This is a genomic window from Pseudomonas sp. PDM03 (assembly GCF_014852385.1).
GTDB lineage: Bacteria > Pseudomonadota > Gammaproteobacteria > Pseudomonadales > Pseudomonadaceae > Aquipseudomonas > Aquipseudomonas migulae.
In genome coordinates, this window is sequence record NZ_JACVBM010000002.1 from 259991 (window position 1) to 284080 (window position 24090).

The 24090-nt window shown below is 59.0% G+C and carries 24 protein-coding genes; 9 read left to right on the plus strand and 15 right to left on the minus strand.

What is annotated here, in order from left to right; translation table 11 throughout:
• Positions 1–31: 31 nt before the first annotated feature.
• Positions 32–625, minus strand: coding sequence for a transcriptional regulator BetI (gene betI / locus IB254_RS06080; protein WP_008033272.1), 594 nt, complete (start codon positions 623–625; stop codon positions 32–34).
• A gap of 379 nt (positions 626–1004) precedes the next feature.
• Between betI and IB254_RS06085 the strand changes: the two genes are divergently transcribed.
• Complete coding sequence (locus IB254_RS06085; RefSeq protein ID WP_253405841.1) at positions 1005–2954, plus strand: BCCT family transporter; 1950 nt, start codon at positions 1005–1007, stop codon at positions 2952–2954.
• 199 nt (positions 2955–3153) lie between these two features.
• Here IB254_RS06085 and choV read toward each other — a convergent pair whose 3' ends face one another.
• The 3 genes from choV to IB254_RS06100 form a co-directional block, all read right to left on the minus strand.
• Complete coding sequence (gene choV, locus IB254_RS06090) at positions 3154–4332, minus strand: choline ABC transporter ATP-binding protein (RefSeq protein WP_008044794.1); 1179 nt, start codon at positions 4330–4332, stop codon at positions 3154–3156.
• Positions 4329–5174, minus strand: a complete 846-nt coding sequence (gene choW / locus IB254_RS06095) for a choline ABC transporter permease subunit (RefSeq protein WP_192416755.1) — start codon at positions 5172–5174, stop codon at positions 4329–4331. The genes choV and choW overlap by 4 nt, the downstream gene beginning before the upstream one ends.
• Positions 5175–5251: 77 nt before the next feature.
• The gene (locus IB254_RS06100; protein WP_008044795.1) at positions 5252–6202 is read right to left on the minus strand and encodes a choline ABC transporter substrate-binding protein; all 951 of its coding nucleotides are present in this window, start codon (positions 6200–6202) and stop codon (positions 5252–5254) included.
• A 437-nt stretch (positions 6203–6639) separates the two neighbouring features.
• Here IB254_RS06100 and IB254_RS06105 point away from each other — a divergent pair, with 437 nt between their 5' ends.
• Together IB254_RS06105 and IB254_RS06110 are read left to right on the plus strand one after the other, a co-directional pair.
• The gene (locus tag IB254_RS06105) at positions 6640–8016 is read left to right on the plus strand and encodes an L-serine ammonia-lyase (protein WP_192416756.1); all 1377 of its coding nucleotides are present in this window, start codon (positions 6640–6642) and stop codon (positions 8014–8016) included.
• Between the two features lie 536 nt (positions 8017–8552).
• The gene (locus IB254_RS06110; RefSeq protein WP_192416757.1) at positions 8553–9656 is read left to right on the plus strand and encodes a GlxA family transcriptional regulator; all 1104 of its coding nucleotides are present in this window, start codon (positions 8553–8555) and stop codon (positions 9654–9656) included.
• Here the strand turns inward: IB254_RS06110 and aac(6') are convergent, their stop codons facing one another.
• The 7 genes from aac(6') to IB254_RS06145 form a co-directional block, all read right to left on the minus strand.
• Entirely contained in the window at positions 9657–10103 is a 447-nt protein-coding gene (gene aac(6') / locus IB254_RS06115; RefSeq protein ID WP_192416758.1) for an aminoglycoside 6'-N-acetyltransferase, read from the minus strand.
• Positions 10104–10157: 54 nt separating this feature from the next.
• A complete protein-coding gene (locus IB254_RS06120; protein ID WP_192416759.1) occupies positions 10158–10421 on the minus strand; it encodes a hypothetical protein in 264 nt (87 codons plus the stop codon).
• A gap of 371 nt (positions 10422–10792) precedes the next feature.
• Positions 10793–11956 carry a gamma-butyrobetaine dioxygenase gene (locus IB254_RS06125; protein WP_192416760.1) on the minus strand — a complete coding sequence of 388 codons (1164 nt, stop codon included), beginning with the start codon at positions 11954–11956 and terminating at the stop codon, positions 10793–10795.
• Positions 11957–11969: 13 nt separating this feature from the next.
• Positions 11970–12446, minus strand: a complete 477-nt coding sequence (locus IB254_RS06130) for a thioesterase family protein (protein WP_192416761.1) — start codon at positions 12444–12446, stop codon at positions 11970–11972.
• A gap of 130 nt (positions 12447–12576) precedes the next feature.
• Positions 12577–13542, minus strand: a complete 966-nt coding sequence (locus tag IB254_RS06135; protein ID WP_008044808.1) for an L-carnitine dehydrogenase — start codon at positions 13540–13542, stop codon at positions 12577–12579.
• Positions 13543–13687: 145 nt separating this feature from the next.
• Positions 13688–14575, minus strand: a complete 888-nt coding sequence (locus IB254_RS06140; protein ID WP_008033258.1) for a 3-keto-5-aminohexanoate cleavage protein — start codon at positions 14573–14575, stop codon at positions 13688–13690.
• 89 nt (positions 14576–14664) lie between these two features.
• Positions 14665–15609 (minus strand): choline ABC transporter substrate-binding protein, encoded by a 945-nt coding sequence (locus IB254_RS06145; RefSeq protein ID WP_008033257.1) that lies wholly within the window; start codon positions 15607–15609, stop codon positions 14665–14667.
• Positions 15610–15818: 209 nt separating this feature from the next.
• On the opposite strand from IB254_RS06145, the gene IB254_RS06150 reads away from it, so the two are divergent.
• Complete coding sequence (locus IB254_RS06150; RefSeq protein WP_192416762.1) at positions 15819–16766, plus strand: GlxA family transcriptional regulator; 948 nt, start codon at positions 15819–15821, stop codon at positions 16764–16766.
• Between the two features lie 131 nt (positions 16767–16897).
• Here IB254_RS06150 and IB254_RS06155 read toward each other — a convergent pair whose 3' ends face one another.
• From IB254_RS06155 to IB254_RS06165, 3 genes are read right to left on the minus strand one after another with little or no spacing between them, the layout of a single operon-like run.
• On the minus strand, positions 16898–17314 hold the full coding sequence (locus IB254_RS06155; RefSeq protein ID WP_192416763.1) for a DUF3010 family protein: 417 nt from the start codon (positions 17312–17314) through the stop codon (positions 16898–16900).
• Between the two features lie 32 nt (positions 17315–17346).
• Positions 17347–17670, minus strand: coding sequence for a helix-turn-helix domain-containing protein (locus IB254_RS06160; RefSeq protein ID WP_192416764.1), 324 nt, complete (start codon positions 17668–17670; stop codon positions 17347–17349).
• Positions 17654–17908, minus strand: a complete 255-nt coding sequence (locus IB254_RS06165) for a type II toxin-antitoxin system RelE family toxin (RefSeq protein ID WP_192416765.1) — start codon at positions 17906–17908, stop codon at positions 17654–17656. Before IB254_RS06165 ends, IB254_RS06160 begins: the two co-directional genes overlap by 17 nt.
• A 323-nt stretch (positions 17909–18231) precedes the next feature.
• Between IB254_RS06165 and IB254_RS06170 the strand changes: the two genes are divergently transcribed.
• Together IB254_RS06170 and IB254_RS06175 are read left to right on the plus strand one after the other, a co-directional pair.
• Entirely contained in the window at positions 18232–18528 is a 297-nt protein-coding gene (locus IB254_RS06170; protein ID WP_192416766.1) for a helix-turn-helix domain-containing protein, read from the plus strand.
• Entirely contained in the window at positions 18525–19763 is a 1239-nt protein-coding gene (locus IB254_RS06175; RefSeq protein WP_192416767.1) for a type II toxin-antitoxin system HipA family toxin, read from the plus strand. The genes IB254_RS06170 and IB254_RS06175 overlap by 4 nt, the downstream gene beginning before the upstream one ends.
• Before the next feature lie 4 nt (positions 19764–19767).
• On the opposite strand, the gene IB254_RS06180 is transcribed toward IB254_RS06175, so the two are convergent.
• Positions 19768–20169, minus strand: a complete 402-nt coding sequence (locus IB254_RS06180) for a lysozyme inhibitor LprI family protein (RefSeq protein ID WP_192416768.1) — start codon at positions 20167–20169, stop codon at positions 19768–19770.
• Positions 20170–20403: 234 nt separating this feature from the next.
• Between IB254_RS06180 and IB254_RS06185 the strand changes: the two genes are divergently transcribed.
• From IB254_RS06185 to dgcA, 3 genes are all read left to right on the plus strand, one after another.
• The gene (locus IB254_RS06185; protein ID WP_192416769.1) at positions 20404–21381 is read left to right on the plus strand and encodes a dipeptidase; all 978 of its coding nucleotides are present in this window, start codon (positions 20404–20406) and stop codon (positions 21379–21381) included.
• Positions 21382–21459: 78 nt separating this feature from the next.
• A complete protein-coding gene (locus IB254_RS06190) occupies positions 21460–21990 on the plus strand; it encodes a DUF5943 domain-containing protein (protein WP_008033249.1) in 531 nt (176 codons plus the stop codon).
• Between the two features lie 15 nt (positions 21991–22005).
• Positions 22006–24066, plus strand: coding sequence for a dimethylglycine demethylation protein DgcA (gene dgcA, locus IB254_RS06195; RefSeq protein WP_192416770.1), 2061 nt, complete (start codon positions 22006–22008; stop codon positions 24064–24066).
• The last annotated feature ends 24 nt before the right edge of the window (positions 24067–24090 follow it).

Sequence of the window (24090 nt, forward strand, 5' to 3'; positions counted from 1 at the left end):
CGGTTCAGGGGTTGAGCGTTTTATGTGTGCTCTAACTCACCTGCTTGGCCAGTTGGAAATCCATGTATTCGTAAGCGATCCGGTGCGCCTGTTCCGTGTCGAAAGCATCTCCCGACAGCGCGCCGCGCAACCACAAACCGTCAATCAACGCCGCCAGGCCCCGGGCTGCACTGCGCGCGTCATCGAGCGGCAATACGCGGCGGAACTGGCAGCACAGGTTGGAATACAGACGGTGATCGTTGATCCGCTGCAACCTGTGCAAAGACGGGTGGTGCATGCTGGTGGCCCAGAAGGCCAGCCAGGTTTTCATTGCCGGGCCATTGACCTGGCTGGCGTCGAAGTTGCCTTCGATGATCACCTGCAGATGCGCCCGCGGGCTGGCATCTGTCAGCGCCTGACGGCGCGCGGTGACGTTCTCGCTGAGGACACTCATCAGGTACTGCGCCGTGGCAGCGATCAGGCCGTTCTTGTCCTGAAAATAGTGACTGATGATGCCGTTCGAGACACCGGCCAAACGGGCGATCAGCGCAATGCTGGCGTCCCCCATTCCGACCTGATCGACGGCCAGCAAGGTGGCTTCGATCAATTGCTGGCGGCGGATGGGTTGCATACCGACCTTGGGCATCTTGCACATCTCCTTAGGCCTTCCGGCAGACGCAAAACGTCTATCGGATTGAGGGCCAGTCTATTTTGTTTTGATTGAACGTTCAATCAACAAAGAATAAGATCTGCGACAAATCGTCGCTGCTTACAGGTTTTTCCTACGTGTAAATGGCGATAACCCGACATCCAAAACGGCTCGAAACCCCTACGCACTGGTGCTTAAGGGCTTCGGGCTTTTTTCGGGTTGTCTTTATATCACCCGCCGGTCGGCTGCCAACTAACCGATTGGTCGGGTAACGCGCTGCCTTGTGTTCTTCTCTCGCACTGCCTGGAGCATCTGTGCCATGAGTTCTGCCTCTCTAATAAAGACCCCGCCCGAGAAGGTGACGGTCAACGGTTGGGTGTTCTACACCTCTACCGCGCTGATTCTGCTGTTGACCGCCATTCTGATCATCGCCCCGCAAGAGGCTGGCAGATTGCTCGGTATCGCCCAGGCGTGGCTGTCCCGCAGCTTTGGCTGGTACTACATGGTGGTGATCGCCGCTTACCTGGTATTTGTGGTCGGCCTGGCGTTTTCGTCCTACGGCAAGCTCAAACTGGGCAGCAAGGACGACACCCCGGACTTCAGCTACGGCGCCTGGGCGGGGATGCTGTTCTCCTCGGGTATCGGCATCTCGCTGTTGTACTTCGGTGCGTCCGAGCCGCTGGATCACTACTTCAATCCGCCGGAAGGCGTTTCGGCCAGCAACATGGCCGCGCGTCAGGCGGTACAGCTGACCTTCCTGCACTGGGGCCTGCATGGCTGGGCGATCTACGCATTGGTCGGCCTGGCCGTGGCGTACTTTGCTTACCGTCATAACCAGCCGTTGGCGTTGCGTTCGGCGCTGTATCCGCTGGTCGGTGAGCGTTGGGTCAAAGGCGCTGCCGGTCACGCGGTGGACGGCTTCGGCATGTTCGTGACCCTGTTGGGTCTGGTGACGAACCTGGGGATTGGTTCGCTGCAAGTGTCGTCGGGCCTTGAAAACCTGTTCGGCATGGAACACAGCAACACCAACCTGCTGATCGTGATCATCGTGATGAGCACCGTGGCGACCATCGCCGCCGTGTCTGGTGTGGAAAACGGCATCCGTCGTCTGTCCAACCTGAACATCGTGCTGTTCAGCGGCTTGCTGATTTTCGTGCTGCTGTTCGGCCCGACCTTGCACCTGCTTAACGGCTTCGTGCAGAACGTCGGTGACTACCTGAACGGCGTGGTGCTGAAGACCTTCGACCTCTATGTGTATGAAGGCGACAGTGAGAAGTCCGACCGCTGGCTGGGCCTGTGGACCCTGTTCTACTGGGCCTGGTGGATTTCCTGGGCCCCATTCGTAGGCATGTTCATCGCGCGTATTTCCCGTGGTCGTACCGTGCGTGAACTGGTGGCCGGCGTGCTGCTGATTCCGTTGGGTTTCACCCTGGCGTGGCTGTCGATCTTCGGTAACTCGGCCCTGGACCTGGTGATGAACCACGGGGCGGTGGAGCTCGGGAAGACGGCGCTGGAACAGCCGTCCATGGCGATCTACCAGTTGCTTGAGCATTACCCTGCGTCGAAAGTGGTGATCGGCGTGTCGATTTTCGTCGGTTTCGTGCTGTTCCTGACCCCGGCGGATTCCGGCGCGGTGATGATGGCCAACCTTTCGTGCAAGGGCGGCAACGTCGACGAAGATGCGCCGCACTGGCTGCGAATCTTCTGGTCCGTTGTGATCACCCTGGTGACCATCGGCCTGCTGTTCGCCGGTAACTTCGAAGCCATGCAAACCATGGTGGTGCTGGCCGGTCTGCCGTTCTCGGTGGTGCTGGTGTTCTTCATGTTCGGCTTGCACAAGGCCATGCGCCAGGACGTGCAGATCGAACAGGAGCAAGCGGAACTGGCGGCGCGCGGTCGTCGTGGTTTCAGCGAGCGTCTGACTCAGCTGGACCTGCAACCGAACCAGTCGATCGTTCAGCGTTTCATGGACAAGCAAGTCAGCCCTGCGCTGGAAGAGGCCGTGGTGCAATTGCGTGGTAAAGGCCTGGACGTGCAAACGTTGCTGGGCAAGTCCAAGCGTTGCATGGGCGTGCGCATCGAGATGGAAGAGGGCAACCCTTTTGTCTACGAAGTGAGCCTGGACGGTTATTTGGCAGCGGCGAGCGACACGGTGTCGGCTGAAAGTGCCGATGAACCTCGCGCCCGTTACTACCGCGCCGAGGTGTACCTGCACAATGGCAGCCAGGACTACGACCTGATGGGCTTCACTCAGGATCAGATCACTCGTGACGTGCTCGATCAGTTTGAAAGCCATCGGCAGCTCCTTGGCCGGGTCTATAGCTAATAAGTTGTAAGTGACGCGGTGTTTCAGTCTGAAGCACCGCGTCGGCTTCATCGCCAGCAGGCTGGCTCCCACAAGAGAATGCATTTCAATGTGGGAGCCAGCCTGCTGGCGATGGGGGCTTCAACTTCAACACTGCATCACCCGATATCCACAAACAAAAACGCCGCGATCCTGTCGCGGCGTTTTTGTGTGTGTTGCCTTACCCCAGGTTCTTGCCGAGCAGTGCGTGATACAGCTCGCTGTCGCCGAGAATCCCGACCACTTTGTTGTTGTCGTGCAGCACCAGTTTGTTGCCGGTGTGATAACGAATCTGCAGCGCATCGCGCATGCCGATGTTGGAGTCCACCAGCGTTGGACGACGGCCCAGGCCTTCGACGGCTTGCCCCGGGATCCAGTTCTGCAGGTCCAGGCTCGCACCGTTCTGGCGTGCGCCTTTGATGGTGTTGCCTTCCGCCAGGTCCAGCCACGAATCGCCACCCGGATCCAGGCAGACCGAACCGTTGATGCGCTTGCAGTTGTCCAGGGTGCGCATCAGGCTGCGACCGCACAAAACGTTCAGCGGGTTGGTGTGGGCGACAAAGGTCCGCACATAGTCGTCCGCCGGGTTGAGAACGATTTCTTCCGGCTTGCTGTACTGGACGATCCGACCGTCTTTCATGATCGCGATACGGCTGCCCAGCTTCAGTGCTTCATCGAGGTCGTGGCTCACGAAGACGATGGTTTTGTTCAGCTTGCTTTGCAGCTCCAGCAGTTCGTCCTGCAGGCCTTGGCGGATCAATGGGTCGAGGGCCGAGAACGGTTCGTCCATCAGCAGAATGTCGGCGTCCATCGCCAGCGCGCGGGCCAGGCCCACACGTTGTTGCATACCGCCGGAGAGCTCGTTGGGTTTCTTGTTGCGCCATTGGGTCAGGCCCACCAGCTCAAGTTTTTCATCGACCAGTCGTTTGCGTTCCTTCTCCGGCCGACCCTGCATTTCCAGACCGAAACTGATGTTCTCGCGCACCGTCAGCCATGGCATCAGGGCGAACTTCTGGAACACCATCGCAATGCGCTTGGTGCGCATCATTTTCAGTTCTGCCGGGGTGCAGGAAGCGATGTCGATCTGCTTGCCTTCGTGCTCGACGAACAGCTTGCCGCGGCTCACGGTGTTGAGGCCGTTGATGCAACGCAGCAGGCTGGATTTACCGGAGCCGGACAGGCCCATCAGCACGCAGATTTCGCCTTTCTCGATATCCAGGCTGGCTTTTTCGACGCCGACGATCTGCCCGGTCTTTTTCAGGATCTCGTTACGGGTCATGCCCTGGTCGAGAAGTTTCAAGGCTTCGCGCGGATCTTTGGTGAAGATCACGTCGACGTCTTCGAAGCGAATAATGCTCATGCGTCACCCCCTACTTTAGCGTCGGGTTGTTTGCAGATACGGTCGAGCATGATCGCCAGCAATACGATCGCCAGGCCTGCTTCGAAGCCCAGGGCGATATCAGCAGTGTTCAGTGCGTTGACCACGGGTTTGCCCAGGCCGTCGGCGCCCACCAGTGCCGCAATCACCACCATCGACAACGACAGCATGATGCACTGGGTGATACCGGCCGCGATGCTTGGCATGGCGTGGGGCAATTCAATCCGTGAGAGCAGCTGACGTCGCGAGCAGCCAAAGGCTTTGCCTGCGTCCATCAATTCTTCCGGGACATCGCGAATACCCAGGTAGGTCAGGCGGATAGGCGCGGCAATCGCGAACACCACCGTGGAGATCAGACCCGGGACCACACCTAGACCGAAGAGGGTCAGGGTAGGAATGAGGTAAACGAAGGTCGGTACGGTCTGCATCAGATCGAGCACCGGACGCATCAGGGTGTAGAACATCGGTTTGTGCGCGGCGACGATGCCCAGCGGCACGCCGATGACCACGCAGACCAGGGTGGCGAACAACACCTGGGCGAGGGTTTCCATGGTTTCCTGCCAGTACCCCAGATTGAGGATCAGCAGGAAGGAGGCGATGACGAAAACGGTCAGCCCCCATTTTCGTTGAATAAAGTGTGCCAGTAGCGCGATGAGGCCGATCAATGCCAGCGGGTTGAACCAGGTCAGCGCAAAAGTCACGCCGTGGATCATCGTTTCCAGTGACACGGCGATTGCGTCGAAGGTGTTGGCGCCGTGTTGCGTCAACCATTCAACGAAGCCCGCGATGTACTGGCCTAGAGGTATTTTCTGATCAATCAGCATGGTAGTGAACGTCCGCATGCAAGGAAATAAACAGCCCGGGCGGGCTAGCCCGCCCGGCGTAAGCGGTGCTTCTTAATTCAAGGCTGCGCGAGCTTGGCTTTAACGGCCTCCAGGCCTGGTTTACCGTCAATGGTGGTCACGCCAGCGAGCCAGGTATCGAGCACCTGTGGATTCTTCTTCAGCCAGGCCTTGGCGGCCGCGTCAGGCTTCATTTTGTCGTCCAGGACGTTGCCCATCAGCGTGCTTTCCATGTCGAGGGTGAACACCAGGTTTTTCAGCAACTGTCCAACGTTGCTGCATTCCTGGGCATAACCCTTGCGGGTATTAGTGAAGATGGTCGCCTGACCAAAGTTGGGGCCGAAGAACTCGTCGCCGCCAGTCAGGTACTTCATCTTGAATCGTGTGTTCATCGGGTGCGGTTCCCAGCCCAGGAACACCACGGCGGTGTTGCGGCGCTGGGCGCGATCGACTTGCGAGAGCATGCCGGCTTCGCTGGATTCGACCACCTTGAAACCGGCGGCTTTCAAGCCGAAGGCGTCTTTGTCGATCATGCTCTGGATCAGACGGTTGCCGTCGTTACCCGGTTCGATGCCATAAATCTTGCCGTCGAGTTCTTTCTTGAACTTGGCGATGTCGGCGAAATCTTTCAGACCTTTGTTATACAACTCTTCCGGGACGGCGAGTGTGTATTTTGCGTTTTCGAGGTTGGCACGCAGGGTGTCCACGGTGCCGGCGTCGCGGTAGGCCTTGATGTCGTTTTCCATGGTCGGCATCCAGTTACCCAGGAATACGTCCATGTTCTTGCCGTCGGCCAGCGACTTGTAGGTCACCGGCACGGAAATCATTGTGGTTTTGGTTTTGTAGCCCAGGGCATCGAGCACGACGCTGGTGGTGGCGGTGGTGACAGTAATGTCAGTCCAGCCGACATCGGAGAAGTTTACGGTACTGCACTGAGCGGGTTCTGCGGCTTGAGCCAGTAACGGCAGACTCAGCATGGCGGCCAACAACAACGACGGGGAACCTTTCATGGATGGACTCCTTGGTGTTTTTTTTGGCAGTGTTCCGACTGTGGACCACCGCACTTATAGGTTGCGGTTGGATGGCGTTTTGGAGACATCTCTACCACGGCGCCTTGCAATCGAGTCGATACGATCATGTACCAGTGAAAATCTGACGCCTACAGGGTGCGTCGTATCCAGTACAGGGATGGTCGCATCCAGTGTCGGTGACGTCGTTTACAGATTTTTTCAGCCCCGTTTGCCCACCTGAGCCGCAAAAAAACGGCGAAAAAGCAGCGTAAAACGCACACGGCGCTGGTGGACAAGAGTGCGTCGGTACTGGACGTCGAGCGACACGGTAAAAGCCTGATGATGCAGCCATACCGGCGGATTGCAGCTTGAGCGTAGCAGCTCCGTCACCGGGCGCTTTTGCGCCCGGAGTTGGCATATCCAGGAGTTCGGCAGTAATGGCTATCAGCGTTTTCGACCTGTTCAAAATCGGCATCGGCCCTTCCAGTTCGCACACCGTGGGGCCGATGCGCGCCGCGGCACTGTTCGTGCAAGGTTTGCGTGAACAGGGGCTTTTGGAGCAAGTGCGGCGTGTCGAGGTCCAGCTTTATGGCTCGTTGTCGGCCACCGGCATTGGGCACGGCAGCGACAACGCGGTGATCATGGGGCTGATGGGCGAATGGCCGGACGCGATCGACCCGTCGCAAATCGGCATCCGCATTGAAACCCTGCGCGAAACCCACACCCTGTTGCTGGATGGCCGCTTGCCGGTGCCGTTCATCTGGGCGCGGGACATGCGCCTGATCGACGAAAACCTGCCGTTCCATCCGAACGCCATGACCCTGGTCGCCGAAGGCGATGACGGCGAGTTGCATCGCGACACCTACTATTCCGTCGGCGGCGGCTTTGTCGTCGATGAAGCACAAGCTTCCAGCGGTGTGGTGGATCTGGATCGCACGGTGTTGCCGTACGATTTCTCCAGCGCCGCCGAGCTGCTCAGCCTCTGCCAGAAGCACAACCTGCGCGTGGCCGAATTGATGATGGCCAACGAAAAGGTCTGGCGCAGCGAAGACGAAATCCGTGCCGGCCTGATGAAACTCTGGCGGGCCATGCAAGATTGCGTCGAGCAAGGCCTCAAGCACGAAGGCATCCTGCCGGGTGGCCTGAACGTGCGCCGTCGCGCGGCCAAATTGCACCGCAGCCTGCAGGAACTGAACAAGCCCAACGTCATCGGCTCGACCCTGAGCGCGATGGAATGGGTCAACCTGTTCGCCCTCGCGGTCAACGAAGAAAACGCGGCCGGCGGGCGCATGGTCACGGCGCCTACCAATGGCGCGGCGGGGATCATTCCGGCGGTGTTGCACTACTTCATGAAGTTCAGCGAGGTGGTGACGGACGCCAACGTGGTCGACTATTTCCTCGGTGCCGCGGCGGTGGGGATTCTGTGCAAGAAGAACGCCTCTATCTCCGGCGCGGAAGTCGGTTGCCAGGGCGAAGTCGGATCGGCTTGCGCGATGGCGGCGGCCGGGTTGGCGGAGATTCTCGGCGCCACGCCGGAGCAGTTGTGCAACGCGGCGGAAATCGGCCTGGAACACAACCTCGGCCTGACCTGCGACCCGGTCGGCGGGTTGGTGCAGGTGCCGTGCATCGAGCGCAACGCGATTGCCGCGGTGAAAGCGATCAACGCGGCGCAGATGGCGTTGCGTGGTGACGGCCAGCACTTTATTTCGCTGGACCGGGTGATCCGCACCATGCGAGATACCGGGGCGGATATGCATGACAAATATAAAGAGACATCGCGGGGCGGGTTGGCGGTTAGCGCGGTTGAGTGCTGAGTCGGCTGACCCTGTAGGAGCCGGCTTGCTGGCGATCCGTACAACGCGGTGTGGCTGATTAACCGCGGTGATGCCATCGCCAGCAAGCCGGCTCCTACAAAAAACGTCAGACCAGTCAAAACTGCGCACTAAGTGAACACCGGATTGAAAACGCGCCACGTTTTGGCGCGTCGCTTACAGATAAGTGCATTGCAACACGTCAGGGATCCAACCTGGCCCTGACCGTCCGTCCCCTGTGCCTGCGGTGACACTCTTTCCGAAGTCGTCGCAGGCCTGTTCCCACAAGTGCTACCGATTTGCTCACACGCAACACGGCAGAGCGCTTGCCCCTGTGAATGCCACTTATAACCCCTACTCGTGACGCGGCTTATATAGACAGGCTGCGACGTCGTTTTCAGGAGTTATTGAACGCGTATTCAATTTTAGGCATGGCAATTGCTCTGTCATTACAAAGCCCGTCTCCCACGCGAGAACGATGGCAATAACAAGAGCCTCCGCCTGAGGCCATCACCTGCTTTGTGTGAGGAGATACCGCGATGACGACGTTCAACTCCGGGGCTCAACCCCAGAACCGTGCGCCTCAATCCATCGGCTTTCTGCTGCTGGACAATTTCACGCTTATTTCTCTGGCCTCCGCCGTAGAACCCCTGCGAATGGCCAACCAATTGTCCGGTCGCGAGCTGTATCGCTGGACCACGCTCACCGTCGATGGCGGTCAGGTCTGGGCCAGTGACGGTCTGCAGATCACCCCCGACGCCTCCATGCACAAAGCACCTCCCATGGACACCATCATTGTCTGCGGCGGTATCGGTATTCAGCGTACGGTAACTCGCGAACACGTGTCATGGCTGCAAAGCCAGGCGCGTCAATCCAAGCGTCTGGGTGCGGTCTGCACCGGCAGTTGGGCCCTGGCCTGCGCCGGCCTGCTGGACGGTTTCGATTGCAGCGTGCACTGGGAATGCCTGGCCTCGATGCAGGAAGCTTTCCCGCGTGTGGCGATGAGTACCCGCCTGTTCACCCTCGACCGTAACCGTTTCACCAGCTCCGGCGGCACCGCGCCACTGGACATGATGCTGCACCTGATCAGCCGTGATCACGGGCGTGAACTGTCGGCGGCGATTTCGGAGATGTTCGTCTACGAGCGTATCCGCAACGAACAGGATCACCAGCGTGTGCCGCTCAAGCACATGCTCGGCACCAACCAGCCGAAGTTGCAGGAAATCGTCGCGCTGATGGAGGCCAACCTCGAAGAGCCGATCGACCTCGACGAACTGGCGGTGTACGTCGCCGTGTCACGTCGGCAACTCGAGCGGTTGTTCCAGAAATACCTGCACTGCTCGCCGTCGCGTTACTACCTGAAACTGCGCCTGATCCGTGCCCGGCAGTTGCTCAAGCAAACGCCGATGTCGATCATCGAAGTGGCGTCGGTGTGCGGCTTCGTGTCCACGCCGCACTTCTCCAAGTGCTACCGCGAATACTTCGGCATTCCACCGCGTGACGAGCGCGTAGGCTCCAATACCACGCAACAAGTGGCGATGATGCCGCTGCCGCAAGCGTTGGTGCTGTCGCCGTTGTCCGGGCCGTTGTCGGCGTTGAGTCAGGCACGCAACGAGTCGACCTTCGCCAGCGTACGGCTCTGATCAGAGCTGACGCCTGAAAAACACGACGCGCTCGGTTTCCTCGAAACCGAGCGCCTTGTGCGTCTCCTGGCTCGGCAGGTTATCGACGTCGGTGTCCGAGGCCATTTCCACGCAACCGCGTTCCCGTCCCCATAGCGCAACGTGTTCGATCAGTCGTGCGGCCACTCCATGGCGGCGCTGCTGCGGCACCACGTAGATACCTTCCAGGAACACCACCGGCGAGCTGTCGGTGCCATTGACGTAGTCGTGGCGCAATGAGGCTTCGGCCAGGCCGACGGGCTGTTCACCCGCGTCGTAGGCGACGAAGTTGATATAGCGTTGCGGCTGACGCAGCTGTTCGGCGATTTCGTCCCGATGCTCCTGTTCCGAAGCATCAGGCCAGAGTGCCTGGCGCAAAGGCAGCCAGCCCGCTTGTTCGCCGGACTGGCAGTGTTGGATTCGGAACATCGGTGATCGCTCGTGGTGGTCAGGAAGCGATCACTCTAGCAAACCGCCGACGCGTCAGGCGCGGCGGCTTTGTTGGTATTCAGCCAATGCCGGCAGCAGCTGCTTGTCGATGGCCTGACGCACTGCCGGCAGGATCGTCGCGCTGCTGGTGTACATCTGTTTGACCATGGTCCGCAGTGTCATCGCCCGTTCATCGTTCAAACCCCTCACCGCACACTCGCAAGCCTGCTCGGCTGTTGAGCCGATCGGTACTTGAAAGCCCAACGATTTCAGCTGGCCCAACAGGTCTTCCTGGTCAATCAAATCGGCGTGCATCATGACGCAATCCTTCTTCAGGGAACGGTGTCGTGGTTCGATTCTCGTAGGGGCCGTTGGCATCGGCAAGGACGATTTGTCGCAATGGCCGCAATACCTATGAACAGGTCGTTTTCGGCTAACTCGCGAAGGATAGGAGTGGGCACACTGGATTCAGCTGGCTTCACGAAGGTTTGGTCACCCTCGCGCAACGGCTCCTCAACAGTACCCACCTCTGCCCCGATCCTGTCACGGCTTGATCGGGGTTTTTTTTGCCTGTGCATCCGGGGAATAGGGGGTGTCTGCGCTGACGCCTTCGCGGGCAAGCCTCGCTCCTACAGAAGCCACGCTAACCCTGTAGGAGCGAGCCTGCTCGCGATGAACGATGACGCGGTCTAGCGTTGTAAAACCAGGATCCGCGACAACAACTCATCCCGATCGACATAGCACCCCTGGAAATGCCGTGCTCCCGTGGCAGGATCAAACGCATTACGCGCATGCAACGTGCGGCGATTGTCGAAGCACCACATCTCCCCGGGGTTGAGCCGTTGCATCAGCCTGAACCGCCCCTCGCGAGTCATCGCAATAAACCGTCGATAAGCGCGGTACAACCTGGGCATCTCCTCCACCGACGCATCGAACGGCCCGCGTAAAAAGTTCGCCATACGAATTTCAGACACCTGCCCCAGTGCATCCAGGGCGATGACCGGCGCGAGGCAGCGATAGTCGCTGTGACGGTCCTTGTTTCGAAACTCCACGGGGATTTCACACAGGGCCTTGAACGATTCGGGATCTTCCTCGCGCAGCGCTTGGGCGATGGCAAAACCGTCGACGAAAATACTCTCGCCACCGTCGGCGTCATTGACCAGGCAATGCAGAAATTGCAGCCCCGGTTGCAACTCCCGCGTCGGCAAGTCGCTGTGCAACGGCAGGTTGAAAGCGGTGTAGGCGTTGCTGTCGGCATCGGCCTTGGATTGCACGTTGAACAGCACACCGAAATTGCTCTCGCGGATGAAGGAAATCCGCTGGGCAATCAGCTTCAACGAGCCGGGTTCGGTGGGCACGCCGCGCACTTGCGTCAGGCCGATATCGCGCACCGCCAACAGCCATTGCAACAAGGCGTCGTTGTCGTCCATCAGCGCTTGATAATCGAACACCGGCAGTGACAAGTCGCTTTTCCACAGACGGGATTTTGGCTTTGCGGCGCGGCGTTCGGCGCGGGACTCGTCGTCATAGGCGTGGGCCCGCAACCAGCCCGGATCGAAGCGGCTGAGGTGACCGTCCTGCCACTGGATGCAGAGGCAACCTTCAGGGTCGACGCTTGTCTCTGCGGGCATCAGGTCTTGCGCAACGTCGACGATTTCCAGCACTTGCTCACGGGTCACCGTGTAGACGCACTGCGGGCAAGGGCAGTTGTCACGCAACCACTGGTGATGGAAGGGGCTGACACGGTCATCGGCCCATTTCACGAGAACGCGATCCGTCAGGGCCTGCACGCCACTCAGCGCGCTGATCAACGGATAAGTACGGAAGTCAGCAAAAGCGGCGGCGGTGTTCATGGCGATCTCCTTGTTATTTTTTTGGGGGTAACGCGATCACTCGGCCAATGTAGTCAGGGGTGGGCAGGTCGGTTTGTTGCGCAACGATGGCTTGCAGCTTGCCCAGCGTGTCTTCGCTGAACGGCGTGGAGCGGGGACCGGCGAGGTCGACGTGCAGCAACATCTGCTCGTTGCCCGCCAGCTCTTTGTCGTCACCGACCAGGTGCAGGCTGTGATAGAGGTGCAGGCGTTTACTGTCGTGAGCGATGATCTGGGTGTGCACTTCTACGTCGGTGTCGAGCTTCACTTCATGCAGGTAATTGAGGTGCAGTTCGAGGGTGAACAGCGAATTGCCGCTGGCTTCGCGGTTGTTGCTGTCCATGCCCAGCCGGTCCATCAGTGCGTCGGTGGCGTAGCTGAAAATCAGCAGGTAAAACGCGTCGCGCAGGTGGCCGTTGTAGTCGACCCAGTCGGGGATGATTTTGGTGCTGTAAGTCGTAAGAGCAGGCATGCGATCAGTTCCTGAGGTAACGAGAACCTGTAGGAGCCGGCTTGCTGGCGATGAACGATAACGCGGTCACTCTGAAACACCGCGTCGATCCGATCGCCAGCAAGCCGGCTCCTACAGGGCGCGGCGGGGTTTAGTCGGCGAACGCCATCCCATGCTTCTCTTTGGTGGTCTTCACCGCCTCCAGCACCGCCAGCAGGCAGTCATCACGATAGCGCTCCAGCGCCGAAATGCTGTGTTTGCCCAACTGATCGCTGGTGCCGTCCACCACATCATCAATCAGCTTGTCGGTCAGCTCCGGCGCCGGCAGATACGTCCACGGCAACTGCAATGCCGGCCCGAACTGTGCCATGAAATGGCGCATGCCCGCGTCGCCACCCGCCAGGGTGTAGGTCAAAAACGTGCCCATGAACGACCAGCGCAGACCCGCGCCAAAGCGAATCGCATCGTCGATTTCACCGGTGGTCGCCACACCGTCGTTGACCAGGTGCAGGGCCTCACGCCACAGCGCTTCGAGCAAACGGTCGGCGATGAACCCTGGCACTTCCTTGCGCACGTGCAGCGGGCGCATGCCCAAGGATTCGTAGACTTTCATGGCCGCTTGTACTGCTTCCGGCGCAGTGTTCTTGCCGCCGACCACTTCCACCAATGGCAGCAGGTAAACCGGGTTGAACGGGTGACCGACGACGCAGCGTTCCGGGTGGGTCGAGCTCTCGTAGAACTCGCTCGGCAACAGGCCCGAGGTGCTGGAACCGATCAGAGCATTTGGTTTGGCTGCGGCGCTGATTTTGCTGTGCAGTTCCAGCTTCAGCTCCAGGCGTTCAGGGGCGCTTTCCTGGATGAAATCGGCATCGCGAACACACTCTTCGATGGTTGCGACAAAGCGCAGGCGATCCTGCGACGCGCCGGGTGCCAGGCCTTGTTTCTCCAGTGCGCCCCAGGCATTGGCGACGCGTTTGCGCAGCGCGGCTTCAGCGCCGGGTGCCGGGTCCCAGGCCACAACATCAAGGCCGTGGGCGAGGGCGCGGGACACCCAGCCGCTGCCGATGACACCGCTGCCCAGGGCGGCGAAGGTTTTGATTTCGGTGATGAAGGTCATGGCAACTTCCTGAATTTGGCTCAAAAAATGTGGGAGCGAGCCTGCTCGCGATGGCGGTGTTACTGCCGCAGATAATGCGTCGGATGTACCGACGTCATCGCCGGCAAGCCGGTCTCGCTCCCACAGGGGAAAGGGTGATTCGGATTCAGCCGCGCTTGGTCAGGCCCATTTTTGCCCGGCCCTCAGCCGGTGTCAGAACCCGGGCGCCGAGGCGGCTGAGGATTTCCGAGGCGCGTTCGACCAGTTGGCCATTGGTCGCCAACACGCCCTTGTCCAGCCAGATGTTGTCTTCCAGACCGACCCGCACGTTGCCGCCCAGCAGCACCGCTTGCGCGGCCATCGGCATTTGCATGCGACCGATGCCGAACCCGGCCCACACGGCATTTGCCGGCAGGTTGTCGACCATGGCTTTCATGGTGGTGGTGTCAGCCGGTGCGCCCCACGGGATGCCCAGGCACAGCTGGAACAGCGGGTCGTCGAGCAGGCCTTCCTTGATCATCTGCTTGGCGAACCACAGGTGACCGGTGTCGAAAATTTCCAGCTCGGCTTTCACGCCCAGCTCTTGAATGCGTTTGGCGCCTGCACGCAGCTGCGCCGGGGTGGAGACGTAAATGGTGTCGCCGTCGCCGAAGTTCAGGGTGCCGCAATCGAGGGTGCAGATTTCCGGCAGCAGTTCTTCGACGTGGGCCAGACGGGTCAGCGGGCCGACCAGATCGGTGTTCGGGCCGAACTCCATCGGGTTCTCGCCAGCGCCGATTTCCAGGTCGCCGCCCATGCCGGCGGTGAGGTTGACGATGATGTCGACGTCAGCTTCGCGGATGCGCTCCATCACTTCGCGGTACAGCGCCACGTCACGGCTGAATTTGCCGGTTTGCGGGTTGCGAACGTGGCAATGGACCACGGTTGCGCCGGCCTTGGCGGCTTCCACGGCGGCAGCGGCGATTTGTTTCGGGGTGACCGGCACGTGTGGGCTTTTGCTGGTCGTGTCGCCAGCACCGGTAAGTGCGCAGGTGATGATGACGTCGTGGTTCATGAGGTGGTTCCTTGCAGGCGTGGTGGTCCCGTTCGCAGCCCGGTCGGGCTGCGAATCGGTGGTTCGGTTCGGGTCTGTTTACTGAAGAGCTATTTGCTGGTGAGTTGCAGGTTTTCAGCCGCTGGTTTGCCATCGAAAGTGGTTACACCTTCCAGCCAGCGCTGCTTGTCTTGCGGGTGATCTTTCAACCATTGCTTGGCCGATTCGAAGGCGTCCTTGTGATCCAGCAGCGGCTGCATCATCCGGCTCTCGTCTTCGGCGGTGTAGGTCAGGTTGCTCAGCAAGCGGCCGATGTTCGGGCATTGCTCGGCGTAGGTCGGCGAGGTGACGGTCCAGACAGTCGCCATGCCTTCGTTCGGGCCCAGGGCGTCGTCGCTGCCGGTGAGGTAGGTCATCTTCACGTTGACGTTCATCGGGTGCGGCGCCCAGCCGAAGAACACGATGGCTTCGTTGCGTTTGGTCGCCCGGGTCACCGCCGACAGCATTCCGGCTTCGCTGGACTCAACCAGCTGGAATTTGCCGAGACCGAACTGGTTCTTGGCGATCATCTCTTTGATCTGTGTGTTGGCGCCCGAGCCTGGCTCGATGCCGTAGATCTTGCCGCCCAGCTCTTTCTCGAATTTGGCGATGTCGGCGAAGGTTTTCAGGCCCTTGTCAGCGAGGTAAGTCGGAACCGCGAGGGTGGCGCGGGCGTCTTTCAGGCTGGGCGCCTCAAGCACTTTGACCTGCTTGCCATCGACGAACGGCGTGATGGTTTGAGTCATCAGCGGGTTCCAGTAGCCCAGGAACAGGTCCAGGCGCTGGTCGCGGATCCCGGCGAAAATGATTTGCTGGGAGGCGCTGGTTTGTTTGGTGTTGTAGCCGAGGCCATCGAGCAAGACCTGGGTCATGGCGCTGGTGGCGATCACGTCGGTCCAGTTCACGACGCCCATGCGTACGTTCTGGCACGATGCAGGTTCGGCGGCCATGACGCTGGCGCTCAGGAAAGCGGTACCGCTGAGTGCAAGAACACAGCTGCTGATCAGTCGTTTCATCTCAGGTTTCCTCGGCAGTTCGTTATTGTGGGTCCGGTCATCTTTGTGTGCCGGTGATGCCAAGTTACGCAGCTAAGCGCCCATGAAAACGCACTGCGGCGACCAGCTCTTGCACTGCAGCGACCTGTCCACTTGAATGCCGCTCGCAAGTGGCGTATCAACAGCACACGCTCCCCTCCCTCTCGTTACCCGCGAATCGAGTGCGCTCCATGTCCCAGGATTTCTACTTCATGTTGATGCCGGGTTTCTCGGCCATCGGTTTCATCTCGGCCATCGAGCCGTTGCGGGTCGCCAATCGCTTTCGCGGCGAGCTGTATCGCTGGCATGTGCTGAGTGCGGATGGCGGGGCGGTGCTGGCCAGTAACGGCATGTCGGTCAACGCCGATGCAGCACTGGAACCGCTGAAGAAAGGCGCGATCCTATTGGTGGTCGCTGGGTTCGAACCGTTGAAATTCGCCACACCGGCGCTGGAGCACTGGCTGCGCCGGCTGGACAACGAAGGCGTGACCCTCGGCGCCATCGACACCGGCAGCTTCGTCCTCGCCGAGGCCGGCTTACTTGATGGGCATCGCCTGACCCTGCACTGGGAAGCCATCGACGCGTTCAAGGAATCTTATCCACAGCTCAGCGTCACTCAGGAGCTGTTCGAGATCGACCGTCGGCGCATCACCTCGGCCGGTGGCACTGCCTCCATCGACCTGATGCTCGACCTCATCGCCCAGGCCCACGGCCCGGATCTGGCGATCCAGGTCAGCGAACAATTCGTGCTTGGCCGCATCCGCCCGCGCAAAGACCACCAGCGCATGGAAGTCGCCACGCGCTATGGCATCAGCAACAAGAAGCTCGTTCACGTGATCGGCGAGATGGAACAACACAGCGAACCACCGCTGACCACGCTGGAGCTGGCGGAGTCGATCAAGGTGACGCGGCGGCAGCTGGAGCGGTTGTTCAGGTTGCATTTGAACGACACACCGAGCAATTTCTACCTGCGGTTAAGGCTGGAGAAGGCGCGGCAGTTGCTGCGGCAGACCGATATGAGTGTGCTGGAAGTGAGCATTGCGTGCGGGTTTGAGTCGCCGTCGTACTTCACCCGTAGTTATCGGGCGAAGTTTGAGCGGTGTCCACGGGAAGACCGCCGACAAACCCAGAAAGCCTGACTCTACCAACTGAAAAAACCGAATCCTGTAGGAGCGAGGCTTGCCCGCGAAGAGGCCGCCTCAATCGAAATCACCGTCGTTTGACACTCCGCCTTCGCGGGCAAGCCTCGCTCCTACAGGTCGTGTCGCGTTTACTTTTTCATCAGTGCCGAACAAGCGGCTTTGTAAGCCTCATGCTGATACTTGTTCAACGTCCCCGGCAGCTCAAAATCAAACTTTTTGTTCTGCGCATTGATCGTCTGCGGTGACAGCAGAATCACCTCGCAATTCTCCAGCAACTGAAAAACGCCCTCGATCTTGAACGTGGTCGGCCCACCAGCGAATTCGCCTTTCTTGCTGCGCTTCTTGATCGCGATCCGGTCTATGGAATTCTCGCGTACAAACGATGCGACCTGAGCGGCAAAGACTTTCACGTTGGCGGCTTCGTCGTCATCGTCGAGGGCGATTTTCTTGGTGTTCAGCGCGACGTGGCTTAGCACCTGATCGTCGAGGGAGGCCACGGCGATGATCGCTTCGCTGCCTTTGATTTCGATGCCGCAGATTTTCATTTCGATCCCTTTCCCAAATGGTTGTGTGCAGCCTACAGCTCAAGTTGACTGGCCGTGATGCGAAAAGCTGCAGCAATTCTCTCGCGAGTGGCCTTGCGAGGCTTCGCGACGGTCTCCTGCTGGGCAAAAGCCGGTTGAGAAATGCCCATACGTTTGGCCACTTCATCCTGTGTAAGGTTCAAGTGTTCGCGCCAGGCACGAATCGGTGTTGCACCATCGACGATACGACTGACCACTTCGTGAGGGATCAGGTCGGGCTCGATTTTTTGCGCCACGTACTGCGCGTAAGGAATAACCACGAACGCGGGGTTTCCGTCTGCATCATTGATAATTTGAACGTCAGTAGGTGCGCTCATCACGTTTTTTGACCTCTTGAATACTGACCACTTTGATTGCGCCATCCCAGTCGAACATGACTCGATAGTTACCCACTCGAAGTCGATAGGCATAGTCATGACCGATGAGCGCTTTGACATTGCCTGTATCAGGCATGCCTGTTAGCGCCGCGACGGCATCACGAACCTGGATCTGGTGAGCGGAATGCAATTTCAAAAGCTGCTTTACGGCCTTTCGAGTCCAGTGAATGCTGTTCATGGGAGAATATAAGTCTTTTATAAGATTTGCGAATCTTTGCTTATATTTTCACCTCGGCCAATTAACGAAGCATGTCGGGATGTTGCCCCGACTGAAGGGTCGGCTCCGAGGTGGCGGAATGCTGTAGGTACAGTCAGTCAGGTTTGTAGGAAACTTGTTTTTTAGTCCCGAAATTTATCTTGGTGTGATATCTGATTTTTATAAAGGACTTAATATTGACCTTTAAATATTTGTATTGATTTTAACGGATAAAATATAGCCTTTAAAAAATAACGAATTTCTGGCGCTGCTACACTTGCTCACATTCCTCTTGAGGTCGACTCATGGCCCTTACTCATATCCTCTATTCCCCCGGAGAGATCGCTTTACAGATTGCCGGGAATGCAAAGCGTCTGAGGCTCAGCAAAAACCTTTCGCGGCGCACGCTCGCCCAAAAGTCAGGCGTCCCCGAGTCGAACATCAAACGCTTTGAGACGACCGGGAAGATCTCTCTGGATGGGTTGCTGCTGATCGCGACTTGCTTGGGGGCAGAGGAGCCGTTGACGAATTTGTTCGCCTCTACCCAGACGCTGACGCTTCAGGATCTGAAAAACTACGAAAGGGCTCGTGGCCGACAATGAAATCCGTCAATGCCCTTAGCGTCATGCTTCAAGGATCACGAGTCGGCGAACTGGTCGCGATTCCTCGGCAAGGTGTGTTCTTTTCTTATGATCCGGGCTGGTTGGTGAAAGGTTTCAACCTTGCGCCGTTTCATATGGATTTCTCGGTCAAACCCCAGAGAGCGGCCGATCCACAGCTGTTCGACGGCCTGCACGGTGCCTTCAGCGATTCGTTGCCCGATGGCTGGGGATTGCTGCTCATGGATCGATTTTTCCGAACCCGGTTGAGCATCGAGCGGCACGCAATCGGCCCGCTGGATCGTCTGGCCTACATGGGCAATCGAAGCATGGGCGCGCTTGAATATGTGCCGATGTTCGAAACCGTTGAGGCGGACGAAGAGCTTGATCTGGCCGCCCTTTATGAGGCATCACAAACCATACTTTCCGGCAGCACCGACGAGGTCATCACATCGTTACGGCTGGCTGGTGGTTCCCCCGGTGGCGCTCGACCCAAAGTGGTTATCGGTCTATCGCCAGACAAGCGTCGCGCCGTTTCGTCATTTGGCGAAATGCCCGAGGATTATGAGCGCTGGCTGATCAAGTTTCGCTGTGAAGAGGAGCATCATGACAGCGGCGCCATTGAGCGGGCTTATGCTTTGATAGCCCATCGGGCAGGGATCGAAGTTTCCGAGTCGAAACTGTTTCAGGTAGAGACCACCAAGGGGATCGAGCGGTTCTTCGCCACAAAACGCTTCGATCGAGAAGCAGGCGCCAAGCGCCACATGCTGACTGCTGCGGCGATTCTATATGCCGACTTCCGTGCGCCAAGCCTTGATTACAGTGATTTGTTGCGAGCGACCTGGGCAATGACCAAGGATGCGACCGAAGTCGAGAAAATGGCCCGATTGATGATCTTTAACGCTCTCGCTCATAACCATGACGATCACGCGAAGAATTTCTCGTTTTTTGGCGACAAGGACGGCTGGAGAATGGCTCCGGCTTACGATCTGACCTTTTCCAGTACGGCAGGGCGCGGCAACGAGCACACCACGGCATTCGCGGGGAGAGGAAAACCCACACGCAAAGCACTTTTTGAGGTGTGCAAACCATTCAGTTTCCTTGAGCCCGAACGCTACATCGAACAGACGCTGGACGCTTTTTCCGATTGGAGTGTCTGTTGCGCCGATCTGGAAATAGATAAAACGGCGAGCAATAAACTGCTGACCGCTCTTGAGTCAGTATGGCAGGCGCTCTAACGCCTCACTCCTGCCCAATCGACTCCAAAAACTCCGACCGCTCATCACTCATCCGCGCCACGCAATCGTTCTGCGCAATGGTGAATGCCTTGCTGCCGCTGGTCGCCGGAAACGCTTCAACTGTGCAATCCGCATCCCGGGTCTTCAGCCATTGCTGCTGGGCGGCCTTGAGTTTGGCGGTGATGTCGGCCAGTTGTGTCGGGTTCTTGCCGTAGAGCGTTTGCATGCGCTCGGTCAGGCTCTGGTAGTTGTCTTTGAGCAGGTCTTCGGCGGTGGTTCGGCTGTAGACCGAGCATTCCAGGGTCTGGACGTCGTTTTCGACTGCATCGCAGGGGTTGATGTCGGACTCTTCAGCCGCCTGTACGCCGGTCGCTATCAGTGCCATTGCCAGTAAGATCGATTTCATTGCGCCTCAGCCCCTTTTTTGGCCCAAATTCCGTAATGCGCCGAATTCTGGCCCATGCGCAAGCCCTTGAACAGGTGGCCCGCGACGTTCAACGACGACCCTTTGTCGCAGATTGACGCTTTCGGCAAACCCCCTGTCGTTTTTGCACCCGGCTGCACCGGTGCTCAGGCATATGCTGGCCCCAAAGCGCCGGCACACGATTCGGCGCATGAATCGCTAATAGGGGACAGCCTGATGAGCCCAGCCGAATTGCACGCCGACAGCATCGTTATCGACGGGCTGATTATTGCCAAGTGGAACCGCGAGCTGTTTGAAGACATGCGCAAGGGCGGTTTGACCGCGGCCAACTGCACCGTGTCGGTGTGGGAGGGCTTTCAGGCCACCGTCAACAACATCGCCGCCAGCCAGAAGCTGATCCGCGAGAACAGCGACCTGGTGATTCCGGTTCGCACCACCGCCGACATCCGCAAAGCCAAGGAGCAGGGCAAGACCGGCATCCTGTTCGGCTTCCAGAATGCTCACGCCTTCGAAGACCAGATCGGCTATGTCGAGGTGTTCAAGCAGCTCGGCGTCGGTATCGTGCAGATGTGCTACAACACCCAGAACCTGGTCGGTACCGGTTGCTACGAGCGTGATGGCGGCCTGTCGGGCTTCGGTCGCGAAATCGTTGCCGAGATGAACCGCGTCGGGGTCATGTGCGACCTGTCCCACGTCGGTTCCAAGACTTCCGAAGAAGTCATCCTCGAATCGAAGAAACCGGTCTGCTACTCCCATTGCCTGCCGTCGGGTCTGAAAATTCACCCGCGCAACAAATCCGATGAAGAACTGAAGTTCATCGCCGACCACGGCGGTTTCGTCGGCGTGACCATGTTCGCGCCGTTCCTCGCCAAGGGCATCGATTCGACCATCGACGACTACGCCGAAGCCATCGAATACACCATGAACATCGTCGGCGAAGACGCCATCGGCATCGGCACCGACTTCACCCAGGGCCATGGCCAGGATTTCTTCGAATACCTGACCCATGACAAGGGCTACGCCCGCCGTCTGACCAGCTTCGGCAAGATCATCAACCCGCTGGGCATCCGCACCGTCGGCGAGTTCCCGAACCTGACCGAAACCCTGCTCCAGCGCGGCCATTCCGAGCGCGTGGTCCGCAAGATCATGGGCGAGAACTGGGTCAACGTCTTGAAAGATGTCTGGGGCGAATAAGCCGCCGCACCTCTGAATTCTTTCCCCCGGCCATCCGTGCCGGGGGCAACACCAAAATTTTTCTGGAGTTAAGTTTCCATGGCCAAGATCGCCCCGCAATTGCCTATCGAAGTCGACAGCGAAACCGGTGTCTGGACCTCCGACGCCCTGCCGATGCTGTACGTGCCGCGTCATTTCTTCGTCAACAACCACATGGGCATCGAGGAAGTGCTGGGCGCCGACGCCTACGCCGAAATTCTCTATAAGGCCGGCTACAAATCCGCCTGGCACTGGTGTGAAAAAGAAGCTGAATGCCACGGCCTGGAAGGCGTCGCGGTGTTCGAGCACTACATGAAGCGCCTGTCGCAACGCGGCTGGGGCCTGTTCAAGATCCAGGACATCGACCTCGACAAAGGCACCGCCAGCGTCAAGCTTGAACACTCGGCGTTCGTCTATGTGTACGGCAAGGTCGGGCGCAAGGTCGACTACATGTTCACTGGCTGGTTTGCCGGTGCCATGGACCAGATTCTGCAAGCCCGCGGCAGCAAGATTCGCACCGTTGCCGAACAAGTCTACGGTGGCTCCGAAGAAGGCCACGACGACGGTTTGTTCACCGTCAAGCCGTTGTAAGTCGAGGAACCCGCCATGGCTTTCGAAGCAATGTTCCAGCCGATCCAGATCGGCAAACTGACCATCCGTAACCGCGTGCTCAGCACCGCGCATGCCGAGGTCTACGCGACCGACGGCGGCATGACCACCGATCGGTACGTCAAGTATTACGAAGAGAAAGCCAAGGGCGGGATCGGCCTGGCGATTTGCGGCGGTTCGTCCGTGGTGGCTATCGACAGCCCGCAGGAGTGGTGGAGTTCGGTGAACCTGTCCACCGACCGCATTATTCCGCACTTCCAGAATCTGGCCGACGCCATGCACAAGCACGGCGCCAAGATCATGATTCAGATTACCCACATGGGCCGGCGCTCGCGCTGGGACGGTTTCAACTGGCCGACGCTGATGTCGCCGTCCGGTATCCGTGAACCGGTGCACCGCGCCACCTGCAAAACCATCGAGCCGGAAGAAATCTGGCGGGTGATCGGCAACTACGCCCAAGCGGCCCGTCGTGCCAAGGCCGGTGGCCTGGACGGTGTCGAGCTGTCGGCCGTGCACCAACACATGATCGACCAGTTCTGGAGCCCGCGGGTCAACAAGCGTACCGACGAATGGGGCGGCAGCTTCGAAGGCCGCATGAAATTCGGTCTGGAAGTGTTGAAAGCCGTGCGCGCCGAGGTCGGTGACGATTTCTGCGTGGGCATACGTCTGTGCGGTGACGAGTTCCACCCGGATGGCCTGTCCCACGAGGACATGAAGCAGATCGCCAAGTATTACGACGACACCGGCATGCTCGATTTCATCGGCGTCGTGGGTTCGGGTTGCGACACCCACAACACCCTGGCCAACGTGATTCCGAACATGAGCTACCCGCCGGAGCCGTTCCTGCACCTGGCGGCCGGCATCAAGGAAGTGGTCAAGGTTCCGGTGCTGCACGCACAGAACATCAAGGACCCGAACCAGGCGACCCGTATTCTGGAAGGCGGTTACGTCGACATGGTCGGCATGACCCGCGCACACATCGCTGACCCGCACCTGATCGCCAAGATCAAGATGGGCCAGATCGACCAGATCAAACAATGCGTCGGCGCGAACTACTGCATCGACCGTCAGTATCAAGGCCTGGATGTGTTGTGCATCCAGAACGCGGCGACCTCCCGTGAATACATGGGCCTGCCGCACATCATCGAAAAAACCACCGGCGTGAAACGCAAGGTGGTGGTGGTCGGTGCCGGTCCTGCCGGGATGGAAGCCGCCCGCGTGGCCGCCGAACGTGGCCACGACGTGACCCTGTTCGAGAAAAAGGAATTCATTGGCGGGCAGATCACCACGGCGTCGAAAGCGCCGCAGCGTGACCAGATCGCCGGTATCACCCGCTGGTATCAGCTGGAACTGGCACGGTTGAAAGTCGACCTGCGCCTGGGCACTGCGGCTGATGCACCGACCATCATGGACCTGCGTCCGGATGTGGTGGTGCTGGCTGTCGGCGGTCATCCGTTCCTTGAGCAGAACGAACACTGGGGCGCGGCTGAAGGCCTGGTGGTCAGCAGCTGGGACGTGCTCGACGGCAAGGTCGCGCCGGGCAAGAACGTGCTGGTCTACGACACGATTTGCGAGTTCACCGGGATGTCGACTGCCGACTTCCTCGCCGACAAGGGCAGCCAGGTCGAGATCGTCACTGACGACATCAAGCCCGGGGTCGCGATTGGCGGTACGTCGTTCCCGACTTACTACCGCAGCATGTACCCGAAAGAAGTGATCATGACCGGCGACATGATGCTGGAGAAGGTCTACCGCGAAGGCGACAAGCTGGTGGCGGTGCTGGAAAACGAATACACCGGCGCCAAAGAGGAGCGGGTGGTCGACCAGGTGGTCGTGGAAAACGGCGTGCGCCCGGACGAAGAAATCTACTACGCGCTGAAGGACGGCTCGCGTAACAAAGGCCAGATCGACGTCGAAGCCTTGTTCGCGATCAAGCCGCAGCCATGCCTTGAGCAGAGTGGTGACGGCTACCTGCTGTTCCGCATCGGCGACTGCGTGGCCCAGCGTAACGTGCACGCGGCGATCTACGACGCGCTGCGGCTGTGCAAGGATTTCTAAGCCAACCTCCTGTAGGAGCCGGCT

Excerpts from the sequence above, each read along its gene's own strand:
- IB254_RS06105 (WP_192416756.1), top strand. The coding sequence starts at position 6,640 with ATGGCTATCAGCGTTTTCGACCTGTTCAAAATCGGCATCGGCCCTTCC.
- choV (WP_008044794.1), bottom strand. The coding sequence starts at position 4,332 with ATGAGCATTATTCGCTTCGAAGACGTCGACGTGATCTTCACCAAAGAT.
- IB254_RS06100 (WP_008044795.1), bottom strand. The coding sequence starts at position 6,202 with ATGAAAGGTTCCCCGTCGTTGTTGTTGGCCGCCATGCTGAGTCTGCCG.
- IB254_RS06135 (WP_008044808.1), bottom strand. The coding sequence starts at position 13,542 with ATGACCTTCATCACCGAAATCAAAACCTTCGCCGCCCTGGGCAGCGGT.
- IB254_RS06165 (WP_192416765.1), bottom strand. The coding sequence starts at position 17,908 with ATGAACAGCATTCACTGGACTCGAAAGGCCGTAAAGCAGCTTTTGAAA.
- IB254_RS06180 (WP_192416768.1), bottom strand. The coding sequence starts at position 20,169 with ATGAAATCGATCTTACTGGCAATGGCACTGATAGCGACCGGCGTACAG.
- IB254_RS06125 (WP_192416760.1), bottom strand. The coding sequence starts at position 11,956 with ATGAACACCGCCGCCGCTTTTGCTGACTTCCGTACTTATCCGTTGATC.
- IB254_RS06150 (WP_192416762.1), top strand. The coding sequence starts at position 15,819 with ATGTCCCAGGATTTCTACTTCATGTTGATGCCGGGTTTCTCGGCCATC.
- IB254_RS06155 (WP_192416763.1), bottom strand. The coding sequence starts at position 17,314 with ATGAAAATCTGCGGCATCGAAATCAAAGGCAGCGAAGCGATCATCGCC.
- betI (WP_008033272.1), bottom strand. The coding sequence starts at position 625 with ATGCCCAAGGTCGGTATGCAACCCATCCGCCGCCAGCAATTGATCGAA.
- IB254_RS06120 (WP_192416759.1), bottom strand. The coding sequence starts at position 10,421 with ATGATGCACGCCGATTTGATTGACCAGGAAGACCTGTTGGGCCAGCTG.
- IB254_RS06170 (WP_192416766.1), top strand. The coding sequence starts at position 18,232 with ATGGCCCTTACTCATATCCTCTATTCCCCCGGAGAGATCGCTTTACAG.
- IB254_RS06175 (WP_192416767.1), top strand. The coding sequence starts at position 18,525 with ATGAAATCCGTCAATGCCCTTAGCGTCATGCTTCAAGGATCACGAGTC.
- choW (WP_192416755.1), bottom strand. The coding sequence starts at position 5,174 with ATGCTGATTGATCAGAAAATACCTCTAGGCCAGTACATCGCGGGCTTC.
- IB254_RS06130 (WP_192416761.1), bottom strand. The coding sequence starts at position 12,446 with ATGCCTGCTCTTACGACTTACAGCACCAAAATCATCCCCGACTGGGTC.
- IB254_RS06185 (WP_192416769.1), top strand. The coding sequence starts at position 20,404 with ATGAGCCCAGCCGAATTGCACGCCGACAGCATCGTTATCGACGGGCTG.
- IB254_RS06110 (WP_192416757.1), top strand. The coding sequence starts at position 8,553 with ATGACGACGTTCAACTCCGGGGCTCAACCCCAGAACCGTGCGCCTCAA.
- IB254_RS06145 (WP_008033257.1), bottom strand. The coding sequence starts at position 15,609 with ATGAAACGACTGATCAGCAGCTGTGTTCTTGCACTCAGCGGTACCGCT.
- dgcA (WP_192416770.1), top strand. The coding sequence starts at position 22,006 with ATGGCTTTCGAAGCAATGTTCCAGCCGATCCAGATCGGCAAACTGACC.
- IB254_RS06160 (WP_192416764.1), bottom strand. The coding sequence starts at position 17,670 with ATGAGCGCACCTACTGACGTTCAAATTATCAATGATGCAGACGGAAAC.
- IB254_RS06140 (WP_008033258.1), bottom strand. The coding sequence starts at position 14,575 with ATGAACCACGACGTCATCATCACCTGCGCACTTACCGGTGCTGGCGAC.
- IB254_RS06190 (WP_008033249.1), top strand. The coding sequence starts at position 21,460 with ATGGCCAAGATCGCCCCGCAATTGCCTATCGAAGTCGACAGCGAAACC.